We start from the raw sequence: 15,378 nt of genomic DNA, 5'->3' as shown, positions 1-15,378 counted from the left end.
CTTTTAAATCTTTGTGCAACAAAGCCCTTTCAAATTGAAAATAAAAAGATACATTCCTTATTTTAAAATTGACGAAGTAACTCGATTGTTATACTAAACAATCGTCTTTTGTCCCATTCTAAGACTAGTAAAACTCCTTTCAAATCAGGCACAATCAACATTATAAATTTCAAGTTTTACAGCTACTTCGCTGGCGGTGTTTTTTAAATGACAAATAATAACTTTTCACAGACTGCGGCTTTCATTTGGTCGGTTGCAGATTTGCTTCGTGGTGACTTTAAGCAATCACAGTATGGACGTGTGATTTTACCGTTTACCTTATTGCGCCGTTTAGAGTGTGTGCTTGAGTCAAGCAAGGCAGACGTATTGGCTGCCAATGAAAAAGTAAAACAAATGCCACTGCCTGAAGAAGCCAAAGAAAAAATGCTTTTAAAAGCCACCAATGGCTTATCGTTCTGTAATACCTCAGAACTGGATTTGGGCAGTCTTGGGCAAAAGGACATTCGTGCCAACCTCATTAATTACATTCAGCAATTTTCTAAAGACGCACGAGAGATTTTTGAACATTTTAAGTTTGATGAATTTGTAGGTTTACTCGATGATGCCAACTTACTGTATAAAGTGGTACAAAAGTTTGCTGCAACAGACTTAAGTTATAACGCCGTATCCAATCACGAAATGGGCTTAGTGTTTGAAGAACTGATTCGCCGTTTTGCGGAAGGATCAAACGAAACCGCAGGGGAACATTTTACCCCGCGTGACATTGTGCGTTTAACCACAGGCTTAGTGTTTGGTAAAGATGATGATGCTTTAACCAAAGAAGGTATTATCCGTACCGTATATGACCCAACAGCGGGTACAGGCGGATTTTTATCTTCAGGTACGGAATATGTGCGTGAACATAACCCTGATGCGGTGATTCGTGTCTATGGTCAGGAGTTAAACCCTGAATCCTATGCCATCTGTAAAGCCGATATGCTGATTAAAGGTCAGGATGTTAAAAACATTAAACTCGGCAATACGCTGTCCAATGACCAACTTGCCTACGACAAGTTTGATTATATGCTGTCCAATCCTCCATTTGGGGTGGATTGGAAGAAGATTGAAGACGATATTAAATCTGAGTATGAGCAAAAAGGCTTTGAAGGTCGTTTTGGTGCAGGCTTGCCACGTGTGTCGGATGGTTCGTTACTGTTTTTAATGCACTTAATGAGCAAAATGCGTCAGCCAGATGCCGATAATCAACAAGGTAGCCGTATTGGGATTATTCTCAATGGTTCACCACTGTTTACAGGCAGTGCAGGCAGTGGCGAGAGTGAAATCCGCCGTTATATTTTAGAAGCCGATTTGCTAGAAGCGATTATCGCCCTACCAACCGATATGTTCTATAACACAGGTATTGCCACCTATGTTTGGGTGCTGAGCAATAAAAAAGACGCTGAGCGTAAAGGCAAAGTACAGCTTATAGACGGCAGTAACCTGTATAGCAAAATGCGTAAGTCACTTGGCTCAAAACGTAATGAAATGAGCGAAGATGATATTGCCCTGATTAGTCGCACTTATGGCAGTTTTGAGGTGATGGATGCCCATGAGCTGGATAAACCTGCCGATGTAAAATCGAATCGTGGTCGTCAATCTGCAAGTGCTAAAACTGAAACGGCGAAGACTTTCTCAAGCAAGATTTTTAACAGCTACGAGTTTGGCTACCGCCGTGTGACCATTGAGCGTCCGTTGCGTTTATCGGCTCAGGTGAGCGATGAGCGTATTGCCACTTTACGTTTTGCACCAAAGCCGTTTAATGCCGTGATGCAAAAGCTGTATGACGATTATAGCAATACTTGGACAGCAGACAGCTATGGTCAATTGACTGAGTATGAAGCTGAGATTCGTGCGCTGATTAAAGCTGAATTTAGCGAACTGAAAGAAAAAGACATTAAAACCGTACTTGAGCCAAAATTGTGGTTAGAGCAACGTAGTTTATTGACCAAAGCGCAAGCCTTACAAGACAAGATTGGCACGGCGCAATGTGATGACTTTAATGCTTTTGATGATGTACTGAAACAAGCCTTAAAAGATGCCAACATTAAATTAGAGACCAAAGAGAAAAAGCAATTTATTGATGCCATTACATGGAAAAATGCTGATGCTGAACCTGTGGTGAGCAAGGTGGTTAAAGGCGCAGAAAATCCGCTGTATGGTCAGTTTAGTTATCAAGGCAAAGTGGTTGAATTTGTACAAGATGGTGATTTACGTGATGCCGAAAACATTGCTTTAAATCCAAATGTCAGCACTACCGATTTAATTGAGTCTTATTTTAAGCGTGAGGTACAACCGCATGTGCCTGATGCGTGGATCAATGCTGATAAGCGTGATGCACAAGATGGTGAAATTGGTATCGTGGGGTATGAAATTCCGTTTAACCGTCATTTTTATGTGTATGAACCGCCACGTGATTTAAGTGAGATTGATGCGGATTTGGATGCGGTGAGCCGTGAAATTATGGCACTGCTTCAAGAGGTGCATTCTTAATGGCAAAGTATCAGAAATATGCTGAATATAAAGATTCAGGTATTGAATGGTTAGGTGAGATTCCTAGTCATTGGGCTATGAGTAAATTGCGGTATTTATTTGATTTTAGTAAAGGCTTATCCATCACGAAAGAAAATCTTCAAGATGAAGGTATTCCATGCGTGAACTATGGTGAAGTCCATTCTAAATATGGCTTTGAAGTTGATCCTCGAAAACACCCACTAAAATGCGTAAGTGAAAGCTACCTAAAAACATCTGAAAATGCGCTTTTGAATAACGGTGACTTTGTTTTTGCTGATACTTCGGAAGATTTAAAAGGATCAGGAAATTTTACACATTTAGTTGGTGATGAGCAGATATTTGCAGGTTATCACACTGTTATTGCCCGTCCTTATGATGCTTGTGCGAGTAGATTTTATGCTTATTTATTTGACTCAAAAGAGTTTCGATCTCAAATTCAATTGGCTGTCAAAGGTGTAAAAGTTTTCAGTATCACACAAGCGATGTTGAGATCGGCGGATGCTTGGCTTCCATCACCTGATGAGCAAACCCAAATCGCCAATTTCCTCGACCATGAAACCGCAAAAATTGATAGCTTAATTGCCAAACAAGAAAAGCTGATTGAACTGCTTAAAGAAAAGCGTCAAGCGGTGATTAGCCATGCTGTGACCAAAGGTTTAAATCCTGATGTAACTATGAAAGATTCAGGGGTGGAATGGTTAGGGCAAGTGCCTGAGCATTGGGAAATTCTTAAATTTGATTACGCTATAAATACAGTCAGTGATATCGATCATTACATGCCCAATTCCGTTGATGAAGGAATCCCTTATGTAATGACAGGAGATTTACAAGACGTTGTTAGTGAGATTGACTTTGAAAGCTGTAAAAAAGTTGCCTATTCAGATTATCAAAAGCTATCTAGAAAAATTAAAACAACTAAAGATGACATTATTTTTGCTCGATATGCAACCATTGGAACTTTGTCGTATGTAGATATAGATAAAGAGTTTTTAGTTTCATACTCATGTGTAACTATTAAATCCAATCCATTAAGAACAACGGGTAAATATTTATCTTATTATTTAAAGTCCCAAGCTTTCTTACAAGCAATTCAACAGCAGATTAATTCAAATACTCAAGGGAATGTAGGTGTTGATAGTCTAAGAAACGTCAAAATTATTCTACCATTGTTATATGAGCAAGATGCAATCATTGACTTTTTAAAAGTCGAATTGAGCAAAATGGATAATCTGATTGATAAAGCTCAATCAGCCATTCAACTGATGCAAGAACGCCGTACAGCCCTTATTTCCTCTGCGGTCACAGGCAAGATTGATGTTCGAAATTGGCAAAACCAAAACCATAACAATAATGAGGCGAATACGGAGCTTGGCGCATGAGAAAGGATGCAACTTTAGAAACGGAGTTCCAACAAGACATCATTGCCCAAATGCAGTCGCACGGTTGGCAACTTGGATCAGGTGCAGGCTACAACCGAGAAAAAGCCCTATATACCCAAGACCTATTGGACTTTGTACAACGCACTCAAGACAAGGAATGGCAAAAGTTTAAAGGCATTTTCCCCAATGACACCGAACGCCATTTTTTAGACACCGTAGAAGCACAACTGAAAAAAGCCGATATTAACGCCACTGATGCCCAATCCCGCAGTTATGGTACATTGGGCGTGTTGCGTCATGGCATTCGTACCCGTGGTTGCCGTTTTTCATTTTGTCAGTTTAAACCTGAACATGGCTTAAACCCTGAACTGAATGAACGCTATAAGCAAAACATTTGCCGTGTAGTGCCTGAACTGGTTTATAGCCCATACGCCAATAAAGCCGAACTTGAGGCAACAGGCAAACAAGCCAAAAAATGGCGCATTGACCTTGTGCTGTTTATCAATGGCTTTCCTGTGGCAACCATGGAGCTAAAGTCCGAGTTTAAACAAGCGGTGCAAAATGCCATGGCACAGTACCGTAAAACTCGCTTACCGAAAGACCCTGAAACCAATAAGCCTGAACCACTTTTAATGTTTAAACGTGGTGCATTGGTTCATTTTGCCGTAAGTCAGTTTGACGTTTATATGACCACCCATTTACAAGGCGATAGCACCTATTTCTTACCGTTTAACAAAGGCACTAAAGATCAAGGCGCAGGTAATGACATTCCTGAAAATATCAATGAATACGCCACAGGCTATTTATGGAATGAAGTGCTAACCCCTGATCGCTTGCTGAATATCATCGGCAATTTTATTCATCTACAAATTGAAGAAAAAGAAGATTGGGAAGGTAAAAAATACAAAAAAGAAAGCCTGATTTTCCCACGTTATCACCAATGGAAAGTCGTGACCCAATTGGTTGAAGATTCTTTAAAGGAAGGTACAGGACAAAAATACTTGATTCAGCACAGTGCAGGTTCGGGTAAATCGAATTCCATTGCATGGACGGCGCATCAACTTTCTAGCCTTTACGATACCAACAATAAAAAACTGTTTGATTCGGTGATTGTGGTAACGGATCGCACCATCTTAGATGCACAGCTACAAGACACCATTTACCAGTTTGAACATGCCGACGGTGTGGTGGGTCGTATTAATAACAAAGAAGGCGATGGTTCAAAATCGGAGAAATTGGCAAAAGCCTTAGAAATGGCACAGCCGATCATTATTGTCACTATTCAAACGTTCCCATTTGTACTACGTGCGATTGAAAACAGCACAAGCTTGAAAGAGCGCAAATACGCCGTGATTGCAGATGAAGCACATTCATCACAAAGCGGTTCTACTGCACGTCAGCTTAAAGAAACCTTGATGGTGGAAGAACGTGCGGAAGATGACAGCCTATCCTCAGAAGATATGCTTGATGCGGTGATGGCATCACGTAAAGGCAGTGATAATTTAAGTTTCTATGCCTTTACCGCAACGCCAAAAGATAAAACCTTACAGCTCTTTGGTCGTGTGCCTGATCCAAGCATGCCAGCATCAAAGACCAATCTACCGCAAGCCTATCATGTCTATTCAATGCGCCAAGCGATTGAAGAAGGCTTTATTTTGGATGTACTGAAAAACTACACCAACTATAAAGTCATCTATCAGCTTAAGCAGAAGATTGAAGAAAAAGACGATACGGTAGATGCCAAAAAAGCCAAGATTAAGCTCAATCAATGGGTACGTTTGCATGATTACAACATCTCGCAAAAAGTCGCAGTCATCATTGAACATTTTAAAAAGAATGTGATGGGCTTACTCAATAACCAAGCCAAAGCCATGGTGGTCACAAGCTCACGTAAAGAAGCCGTGCGCTATAAACAAGCCTTTGATAAATACATCACGGAACAGAAATACCCAAACATTCAAGCGATGGTAGCTTTTTCGGGTGAAGTGGAATTCAATGAGAATGATTCAGACAGTAGCCATCTATTGGGTCAGAAGTTTACTGAAAGTAATATGAACCCAAATTTGAAAGGTCGGGAGATGCGTAAAGCATTCGATAGCGATGACTTTCAGGTGATGATTGTGGCGAATAAGTTCCAAACAGGCTTTGACCAACCGAAACTCTGTGCCATGTACGTGGATAAGAAATTGGGTGGGGTGGAGTGCGTACAAACGCTGTCTCGCTTAAACCGTACTTATCCAAGCAAAGCGCAAACAGGCACATTTGTGTTGGACTTCTTTAATGAACCACAAGACATTTTAGATGCCTTCCAACCGTACTACCAAACAGCAGAATTGGCAGATGTATCCAATCCTGACCAAGTGTATGACTTGTTTGAAAAGCTTAAATCAGCAGGGATTTTCCTTTGGACAGAGGTAGAGCAATTTGCCGATGCTTTCTATGCCAAAAATAAATCACCTGCGGCGGTGGCAAACATCTGTAAGCCTGCTTTACAACGCTGGGATCAACGCTATAAACAAGCAGTGAATGATTATGATGTGACTAAACAGCGGTTAGAAATTACCAAGCGCACAGGTGAGCCTGTTTTAATTGCCAATGCAGAAAATGAATTTCGTGACGCCAAAAAAGCCCGTGATGCCTTAGAAATCTTTAAAAAGGATTTGGGTAGCTTTAGCCGTTTCTATGAATTTATGTCGCAAATCGTGGACTATGACGATAAAGACCTTGAGAAGCTAAGCCTATACGCACGTGCCTTACGTCCAATGCTGCGTGAGCAAATAGCAGATGAGGATGTGATTGACCTGAGTAATGTGGAAATGACTCATTACCGTTTGTCTAAGCTGCGTCAGCAGGATATTCAGCTTCAAGCGGATAGCACTGAGCATAAGTTAGAACCTGCGAATGATGTGGGGACAGCAAAGGCGAAGGAGAAGAAAGAGGATTTCTTGTCGCAAATTTTGCGCCGTGTGAATGAGTTATTTGTGACGGATAACTTAACGGATCAGGATATGATTAATTATGCCTATACGGTTGCCGATAAGATGGCTGAAAACACCCGTATGATGACGCAGATTCATAACAACCCACGTGAGCAAGCGATGCTCGGTGAGTTTGACACGGCGCTTGATGATGCAGTGTTAGATAGTAATGCAGCGCATATGGAGCAAATGACACAGTTGATGAGCGATCCTGCCAAGATGAAGCAGTTTGCGCATATTATTTATGATGTGTTGGTGAATAGGGACCGTCAGTAGTAAGTTCAAAGTTAAATTTTAATACAAGGTCATTTTTATAAACTTATTAAATCTGAAATGATGTAGGGGCGTTATGGCATATTTCTTGGGGTTTTTATATCTAGCGGCATATATAGTGATTTACGTGTCATTGTTATTGCTGCCTTATTATGTTGCTTATTCTATTATCGAACCTCATAGCTTTTTGGGTGTAGTGGGTGTATTTATTTTAGGCTCAGTAATCGTACCTCTAACTTTAGGGGTGGCATTTTTAGTATTTGGAAGCTTTTTTGTCGCTTTTGATAAATTTAAAGAAAAAATAGCTCAAAACCCTCAATCACAACCTTTATCTGCATATAGTAACGAAAGCTCACCATTAGATGTAACGCCTAAACCAGAAAAGGAAAGTTCAAAGGGTGTTTGGATTTTTTCAATTTTAGGTATTGGGGTATTAGCAACAATATTATTTGTTGGCTCTATAGTAACTAAAAAAACTGAAGAGCCTAGTGCTGATTATGAAACAGCTCCTTATGAAGAATCTGCGGATGATACCTCAACACATTATCTTTATACTGATACATCTAATGATGAAATAACTGATCCTTATTTAGCTAATACTACGATTACAGATAATTATAGCTACATGAATGATGCTGTAGATGAATTTTTAGAGATACTGTCAGATTCGGGAATTTCGGGAGTGGCTAGAAGTGTTCGTGATTGTTATGTAAATACGGAAATTGATAACCTCTATTGTCTTTATCTAGATAATGCTGCAAGACTCATGGATAATGCTGTTGCTAATCAGATGGGTTTCAATCGCGATGAGTATTTGAGAGATGATAGGGTTTTAGCTCGAAATCAAAAGTATTATTATATACCTACGAATACAAGTCATTTGGCATCTGATCATCAAAAAACAATTGAAATTCAATTGATAAGCCTGCTAAATAAAAAGGTACAAGCAAGAAGACATAAATCTGACACTAATAGTGGTATATCTACAGAAAACTCAGCCTCATATTCTCATAATAATTCTTATGATTCTCGTTTAGGTGTTGAGATGAGTCAGAATTTTAATAAAATTACCAATAATGCACCTGAACAGCTAGAGCCTGAATCGGTAGCAAATGGTGGTGATACTGGGGCAGAAGAGAATAATGAATTAGAGGTTGGTTATGAATAAGTTATTTTTGGCAATAATAGTATGCGGTATTTCATCTGTTCAAGCATCTGAATGGGAATATTTAGGTGAAACGGATGAATTTAGATATGAGCTGGATCGGCAAAGCATCCGAAAAGTACCAACTGGTTATTCAACTATATCGAGTAATGTAACTCAATTTTGGGTAAAAAAAATCGTTATTAATGATATTTCAAAAGATGGGCTGGGACTGGGTGATTATACTAAAAATTTGTACCATGTAAATTGTAGTGCAGATCTCTTAGGATTTAAAACCGAAGTTAAATACAAAGGGAATAGAGTTATTGATAGCTATACAGATTCGTATGTGAAAATGACACCTATTATTCCCGATACAGTTGGTTCAAGTTTTGCTAAGGCAATATGTGATCATTAATGTATGGTGAGTTGGTAGTTAAAGGCAAGTGATCACGTTTATGGGCGACCCTGCTAAGATGAAGTAGTTCTCTCATATTATTTATGATGTGTTGGTGCATAAACAAAATAAAACAATTTAAAAGAGAGTATTGAATTAGGGGGCCTTATGGGAATTAAAGATTTTTTCAGTAATGCGATTGATACCGTAACAGACACAGCCAAAAGTGCAACAGATGCTATTAAATATAACAGTGTTGTTGAATATGCTGTGATGGTTGCTAAAGAAAAAGCCTTTGAGGCAGAAATGAAAACAGTTGAGACTATTGAGAAGGCAACTGTCATTGTTGAAAAAGCAGGAGATGATCCTGCAATTCTTTTAAATTCAGCTAAATATATTCTTACAGGTGCATTAGCTGGAAGTATTGCACCGACTGTTGTTTCTAAATATATAGCAGCTCATTATGTGGCGAATGGATTAAATAATCTGACTATGAGAGTAAATCCAATACCAGGATCAATTGTGTATTGTAATTTGTTTTTGAACACAGAGCATTCTGGTGTTTATATTGGTAATAATAAAATTGTACATTTAAACAAACATGGAAATATTGAAAGTGTAACTCCTCAAGAATTCATTGGTGGAACACCTGCAAATGCAATTTATGTCTCATGTAATAATGGCGATCCTGTAGGCAGTGAGGTTGTTGCTGAGCGTGCAAAAAAAATTATAGGTTCTACACGTGATTACAACGTATTTTTTGATAATTGCCACCAATTTTCTGCCAGTTGCTTAACTGGTGATCCTGAGAATCGACTCACCATATTGACTATGCTTAAACTACAAAGCGATATCACCTTGGATGCTAAACAGTGGTTGCATTGGGATCGACGTAATTGGTGATGAATTTAGTCATAAGATTTATATTCTAATTATTGGAAATTTTGACTCAATTTTATTGAGAGATACAGAGGGTAATGTGAATACGGTTCCAAAAATCAACTGTGATGAACAAAATGACATCAGCATTTTAAAAACTCAATTATTTGATATAAAAAAGAAACTACTTGCTTATGACGATGTTGATGAAATTTTATATGATGCTATAGAAGAACAGAATTGGTTCACTTTCAAGAATAAACCACAAGTCGTATTTGATCGTAGAACAGGATTGTTGTACCCAAACTTTAATCATGTTAAGCACGTGACATATAAAGAATGGGGTGAGAAAAAAGCATCTTACGGTCCTAATGGAATTGATATTGGACAATGGGAAATTTTGTCTGAGATTTTTTATTATGATGAGCGAACTGATCGTACTAAAGGTTCATATTTTTTTAAACAAGGTTCACATAATTTACGATTGGACTATCCAAAGAAATTTAGAGGTGCGAAGAGCACCGGTATATTTATTTCAAAACATATAGATAAATTAGGCCATTTAAAAAAGATTAACTATATAACAGGCTTCAGTGCGTATGATTCTTTTACTTGGTATATTACAGGAAGTTATCAGAATTTCTTAAACTATAACGTATTTCCTGTATTGAAAGTATTAAATAATCCAAAGCTATTACCAGACCATCCAAGTATGATAGGCAAAGAAAAAGGTAAAATAATTTTGGAGTTATTTATAAAAAAAGAGTGGATACCGATTTTTGAACCTTTTTTAGAGCAGTTTCATAATGAATTTTTTGAGGATTATCAGAATCGAATAAATGAAACTCAAAAAAGATGTAATCTGTACAATACTATTTTTGAACTTTATTATGAAAAGAGATGCTTAGAGAAAAGACTTTTGGAGCTAGGTTTAACTTATGATGATATGAGCAATGACACAATTTCTAACATAGAAAAAAATTCTCCTGATTTTTTTGCTGATATCAAAAATTATAAAGCTGATGAAATTAATCGATCTATATGGCAGTACAGTCTTTCTACACAGAAGTGGTTGAATAGTCTTTTAGTGAAAATTGATGAATGGGAAAGTAATCATTTAGATTTTGTAAAGACGACTTTTGAATTAAAGCAGGAATTAGATAAAAGATTGCCTATAAGTCTTAATGTCACAGTTGAAGAAAAGCAGTTGCTAGAAGCACAATTACAGCATCTTAAAAAACGTCTTGATTTAGGGTTAACGCCGTTGCGTTCTAAATTAATAAATCTTTTATCAGAGTCGCAGCAAATATCTCTCAATTTGGAGCAGACCCATACATTGCTTGGACTCGCTCAACTTGAACAGCAAGCGCGTCCAAGCTTTGAATTGCTCGCTGAGCATACGGCAACGCTATGTACCAAAACACTAAAAGAAATGGAGTGGTTAGGCGAATCCCTTGATTTTGTAAAAACAGCAGTCAATGCCGTACGTAAATCAGCAGAAGACTATTTTATTCTTGTAGATAAGTATCAACAGGATCTTAACCAAATAGGGCTGGAGAGCAGCATTGAAACAGAAGAGATTGCTAAATGGTTCAGTGAATGGCGCAATGAGCGCTTAACGCTTCTGAAACAGATCCAGCCTTTGTTAGATGCTGGCCTAAATAAGACCATTGATGAACAAATGGTGATTGCTGTTTTGACATGTATTGAACAATACCAAACCGAATTGGATCAATTTTATCTGCAAAAACGCCTAGGTATTCATACAACGTATGCATTTCAACCCAATGGACACCGCCAAGAGAAGTTAGAAAAAGAGCAAGCGCTAACCAAACTTGTGCATCATTTCATGCAGCAGTTGGAAAAGGTCATCTTTAATACTCAAACCACGGCGCAAAAGATATGGCTGATACGTTTTAGTGAAACTTGGCAGCAAAGCCTTGTCAATGAAATTACAGATTTTTTAGCTAAAGAACAGTTAATAGAGCGTGATGATGTTGTTCAAATCATGAGTGAAGAACTGCGTAAAGTTCAGCAGCAAAACTTAGCAGCATGCTTGCAGGATGCACAAAGCTATAGCGAAGCATTGGCGCAACGAGAAAAAGACGTAAATACATTGATATTTAAAATGCGCAAAGCATTAATGAAGTAAGGAAAAGGTTAATGGGGTTATTTAGTTCTATTGGCGGCTTTGTCAGCAAAGCTGCAAGCGCTGTAGGAAGTTTTTTGGGTGGAACTGCTTTAAATGGCGGCGGGGATCGTGATTATGGTGGAGGTTCATATTCAACATCTGCATCTACTAGTTCGATGGTAACAAATTATGATCCAGATAAAGTTGAAGCAGCTAAACTTGAAAATGAACGTGTTAATTTGGTTAAAAATGCTCAGTTGGAATTGATGGAAGTCAATGCCCGTCTTGAAGCAGTGATGATAGAAGCACGCTGTAAAGGATTTCAAGCAATGCAAGGTTCTATGATGCAAATGCTGAAAGAAGTGAACCATTTAGCGGAAGAACGATTAGTTTTGCTTGAAAATGGTAGTCAGGAGCAAATTCAGAAAGTTGAATCCATGTACGCTGATTTGAGTAAGGATATGGATAATGATGATTTTATGTTTGCTAAAGTTCCACAGATGTTAGAAATCGCGAATAAGTTTCCAGAAGACTCTGACGCTCGAAAACTCTATATGAGTGGGATTGATCGTGAAATGGCAAAGCATTTTGATTTTAAGACGGAGCAGTTAAAGAACTTAAATACACGCTGTCAGATTGTGGTTGCATCCGTGGTTGCAAGTAAAGAGAAAATGCAACATCACATTGATACTGTTATTTCAAAGCGTATAGAGCATATCGAGCAAGTAATGCAGGTTAATGCTCAGCTTCCTTATAATGCAACAACACAAATTGGTGGAGATGAATCTTTGAAAATTGAGCAGAAGTCTTAAAGATAAATCAGTATTAATAATCAGAGTACTAAAATTATTGTAGAACAACGTCTGATGTTAACCATTAGGCGTTTTGTTTTAAATAGTTGTTTTTATGCTATATTCCTTTAGTAAATATATAAGTGATTTAATGATTTCACAGAGTTGTTCCGGTATTCGGGACAAATAAAGTCTTGCCTTGGCTAATGCTAAATAATGTCTTGTAATAAGCAGTAAAGAAATAAAATCTTTAAAATTGAAATAGTAGAGATGGATTGATAATTTCATTATGGAAAAAGCCCAATCAGAAAAACAAAAAAAGGTGTTAGCTAAAGCTGTACTGAATGTGGCAGACCAACTTGATATAAGTCAAAGTCAACTCGCAACTGTAATTGGAGTTTCTAGAACAAGCATAAGTCGATTGAAAGTTAAATTAAGATTAGACGCTCATTCTAAACAAGGGGAGTTAGCGCTATTACTTATCAGTATTTATGAATCTTTAAATATTTTATCTGGTGGAGATGTGAAATTGATGCGTCTTTTTATGAATTCACCAAACAGTGTGACGGGTGGTATTCCAATTCATCAAATAAATACCATCAGTGGGCTGGTTCATGTTTCACAACAAGTTAGTGCGCTAAGATTAAGATGTTGATAAAAGTCGATTTTGTTAAAATAATTTTTTATTTGTTGATTATTACTTATAGAAGTATCAATCAGAGATTTTAAGTTATGAAAAAATTTAGCTTTACAATACATATAGTCGATCTGAATGCATCACATAATGGTTTTGAAGATAGGCTATATGAGGCAGGGTGTGATGATGCGCTTGTATGTTCAATCAATAAAAATTTATATCTAGAGTTTTCAAGAGAATCTAAAACACTCGATTTAGCTATTGAAAGTGCAGTAAATAATATTAAAAAAGCTAATGCAAAAGTAATTCGAATAGATGTTGAATAAACTGTACTATCTCAAAACCGATCTGACAGTTACCCATATTCAATAGTTGCTGCCAGTGAACCGTACCGAGTTTGCGGAGTCAAATATTCGAGAGCATGTTCCAATCAAAAAATTAAAATTCACGCTTGAAATGTAGTAGCTCAAATCTAATCTGACAGTTCCCTAATTTAATAGCAGCTGTCAGTTTAAATTTGAGCTAATTTTACTCAATCTTTATCGGTTTATTATTCTCTTTCCTCTAACTTTCGGAAGTGCCAATTTTTTATTTCATCATAGTCATAATATACACCAGCTTGTCTACTGGTTCCGCTTTTAATGCATGCTGGAAATGTTTCATCAGCAAGAGAAATCTTGCGTAATTGATTGAGCGAAATACTAAGCAACTTACATACATCTTTTCGAGTAATGCGTAACGGAACAAGTGATGTACTTTCTTTATCGAATAAAAATGGAGGCATTTTAATATCCTGCTTCGATTTAATTGAAGCGAGAATATCACTACTTGAAAAAATAATTTGTCGTACGTTAAATAAATGCAAAAATATTCAAATAAGTCTATAAATTAACCTATAAGGAACTATTTAAAGTTCCTTGGACCAGATAATTCATAAATTAGATCAGACCAAAATTGCATAATTTCTACTCTTTCACGTAAATGAGCACCTTTATCGTAGGCACCTTTCACTCCATTCTTGAGATGAGATAAAGCGGCTTCAATAACTTGTTCTCGATCGCTAAAATGATCATTTAAATGCGTACTAGCAATGTGTCGGAAACCATGGGGATTTTGTTGTCCGAAATAGCCTAATCTGTTTAATGCTGCATTGAAGGTTAAGTTTGAAATGGGTTTATTAATGCTGTCTCTTGACGGAAATAAATAACTGCTTTCACGATTTGATATTTGTTTTAACCTTTCAAGTAATTGCAAGGTTTGATTGGAAAGAGGGATTGCGTGCTCAATACCACGCTTCATAATGTCCGAAGGGCGAATCCAAACTTTATCTTCGAAGTTAAATTGTTCCCATTTTGCTTGGCGCAATTCCCCAGGTCGTGGAAACATTAAAATCAACAATTCCAGTCCGATGCTAATCGTTTCGGATTTATATGTTCTGATTCTTTCTAACATAAGAGGCAATTCATTTAATCCAACATGCTTCATGTTACTAGCGATTTTTTTGTCTAAGAATTTATTAATGCCTGCAAGTGGGTTGTATTTGGTCTTATTTTTAAATACAGCAAGCTCATAAGCATTTCTACAATATGAAATCAGCTTCTCAATACGATTGAAAATTTTTTCTTCACGCTGTTTAGTTTGAAAAAATAAAAGCCATTCGCTAGAAGAAATATCTTCATATTTACGATGAGAAAAAGTGGGTAAAATGTGTTTTTCGATTGATTGCACTTCTTTTTTGAAAGTTGAAGGCTCCCATGTATTTTTTTTGGTATCAATCCATTCATTCAATAGTGAGCCAAATAATTTGTCATGTTCGATTTTTTCATTTTTTAATCGATCATTTTTAGATTCAAATTGAATTTCTCCAGTTTCGTATTTATATACTAATGATCGTGCAGCCTTAACAGAAATTTCAGGGTAGGGGCCTAATCCTCTCCAAGTCCATTTACCATCACTATTTTTAATTCGATATTGCCAAGATTTTTTACCAGAAGTTTGAACTCTCATGTAAAGCCCGGGGATATCGGAAATTCGGTATTCTTTATCCTTTGGTTTTTTCGAAGAATAGGCTACATCCGTTAAAAGTTTAGCTTTAGTCATAATGTATTGATTTTCCTTGCATGAATTAATCGTTTGTATCCTGAGTTATAGTTTTAATTAAGGATACAAGCAAGGATACAAGGAGGGGAGTTTTATATGAGTGTATATAAGTTTGTTAG

At 37.2% G+C, this 15,378-nt stretch carries 12 protein-coding genes; 10 read left to right on the top strand and 2 right to left on the bottom strand.

Going from position 1 to position 15,378, the window contains the following annotated elements; translation table 11 throughout:
- Positions 1-207: 207 nt before the first annotated feature.
- From FTV37_RS04850 to FTV37_RS04805, 10 genes are all read left to right on the top strand, one after another.
- Entirely contained in the window at positions 208-2,529 is a 2,322-nt protein-coding gene (locus FTV37_RS04850; RefSeq protein WP_180063162.1) for a class I SAM-dependent DNA methyltransferase, read from the top strand.
- Complete coding sequence (locus FTV37_RS04845; protein ID WP_180063161.1) at positions 2,529-3,929, top strand: restriction endonuclease subunit S; 1,401 nt, start codon at positions 2,529-2,531, stop codon at positions 3,927-3,929. Before FTV37_RS04850 ends, FTV37_RS04845 begins: the two co-directional genes overlap by 1 nt.
- Positions 3,926-7,183: a type I restriction endonuclease subunit R gene (locus FTV37_RS04840; RefSeq protein ID WP_180063160.1), complete on the top strand. Its 3,258-nt coding sequence runs from the start codon at positions 3,926-3,928 to the stop codon at positions 7,181-7,183. Before FTV37_RS04845 ends, FTV37_RS04840 begins: the two co-directional genes overlap by 4 nt.
- A 73-nt stretch (positions 7,184-7,256) precedes the next feature.
- Positions 7,257-8,348 carry a hypothetical protein gene (locus tag FTV37_RS17825; protein WP_228257156.1) on the top strand — a complete coding sequence of 364 codons (1,092 nt, stop codon included), beginning with the start codon at positions 7,257-7,259 and terminating at the stop codon, positions 8,346-8,348.
- Positions 8,341-8,742, top strand: coding sequence for a surface-adhesin E family protein (locus tag FTV37_RS04830; protein WP_180063159.1), 402 nt, complete (start codon positions 8,341-8,343; stop codon positions 8,740-8,742). Before FTV37_RS17825 ends, FTV37_RS04830 begins: the two co-directional genes overlap by 8 nt.
- Positions 8,743-8,889: 147 nt before the next feature.
- Positions 8,890-9,624: a lecithin retinol acyltransferase family protein gene (locus FTV37_RS17735; protein WP_218947554.1), complete on the top strand. Its 735-nt coding sequence runs from the start codon at positions 8,890-8,892 to the stop codon at positions 9,622-9,624.
- A gap of 76 nt (positions 9,625-9,700) precedes the next feature.
- Positions 9,701-11,752, top strand: coding sequence for a hypothetical protein (locus FTV37_RS04820; RefSeq protein ID WP_180063158.1), 2,052 nt, complete (start codon positions 9,701-9,703; stop codon positions 11,750-11,752).
- Between the two features lie 11 nt (positions 11,753-11,763).
- Positions 11,764-12,543: a hypothetical protein gene (locus FTV37_RS04815; protein ID WP_180063157.1), complete on the top strand. Its 780-nt coding sequence runs from the start codon at positions 11,764-11,766 to the stop codon at positions 12,541-12,543.
- A gap of 268 nt (positions 12,544-12,811) precedes the next feature.
- Positions 12,812-13,177, top strand: a complete 366-nt coding sequence (locus FTV37_RS04810) for an MbcA/ParS/Xre antitoxin family protein (RefSeq protein WP_180063156.1) — start codon at positions 12,812-12,814, stop codon at positions 13,175-13,177.
- 77 nt (positions 13,178-13,254) lie between these two features.
- On the top strand, positions 13,255-13,485 hold the full coding sequence (locus FTV37_RS04805; RefSeq protein ID WP_180063155.1) for a hypothetical protein: 231 nt from the start codon (positions 13,255-13,257) through the stop codon (positions 13,483-13,485).
- A gap of 224 nt (positions 13,486-13,709) precedes the next feature.
- On the opposite strand, the gene FTV37_RS04800 is transcribed toward FTV37_RS04805, so the two are convergent.
- Both FTV37_RS04800 and FTV37_RS04795 read right to left on the bottom strand, forming a co-directional pair.
- Positions 13,710-13,943: a transcriptional regulator gene (locus FTV37_RS04800; protein WP_180042392.1), complete on the bottom strand. Its 234-nt coding sequence runs from the start codon at positions 13,941-13,943 to the stop codon at positions 13,710-13,712.
- A gap of 119 nt (positions 13,944-14,062) precedes the next feature.
- Positions 14,063-15,259: a tyrosine-type recombinase/integrase gene (locus FTV37_RS04795; protein WP_180042390.1), complete on the bottom strand. Its 1,197-nt coding sequence runs from the start codon at positions 15,257-15,259 to the stop codon at positions 14,063-14,065.
- Positions 15,260-15,378: the final 119 nt, after the last annotated feature.

Source organism: Acinetobacter sp. YH16042, assembly GCF_013417245.1.
GTDB lineage: Bacteria > Pseudomonadota > Gammaproteobacteria > Pseudomonadales > Moraxellaceae > Acinetobacter > Acinetobacter amyesii.
The sequence above is the reverse complement of the archived record's forward strand: the minus strand, read 5'-3'. Positions and strand labels throughout refer to the sequence as shown.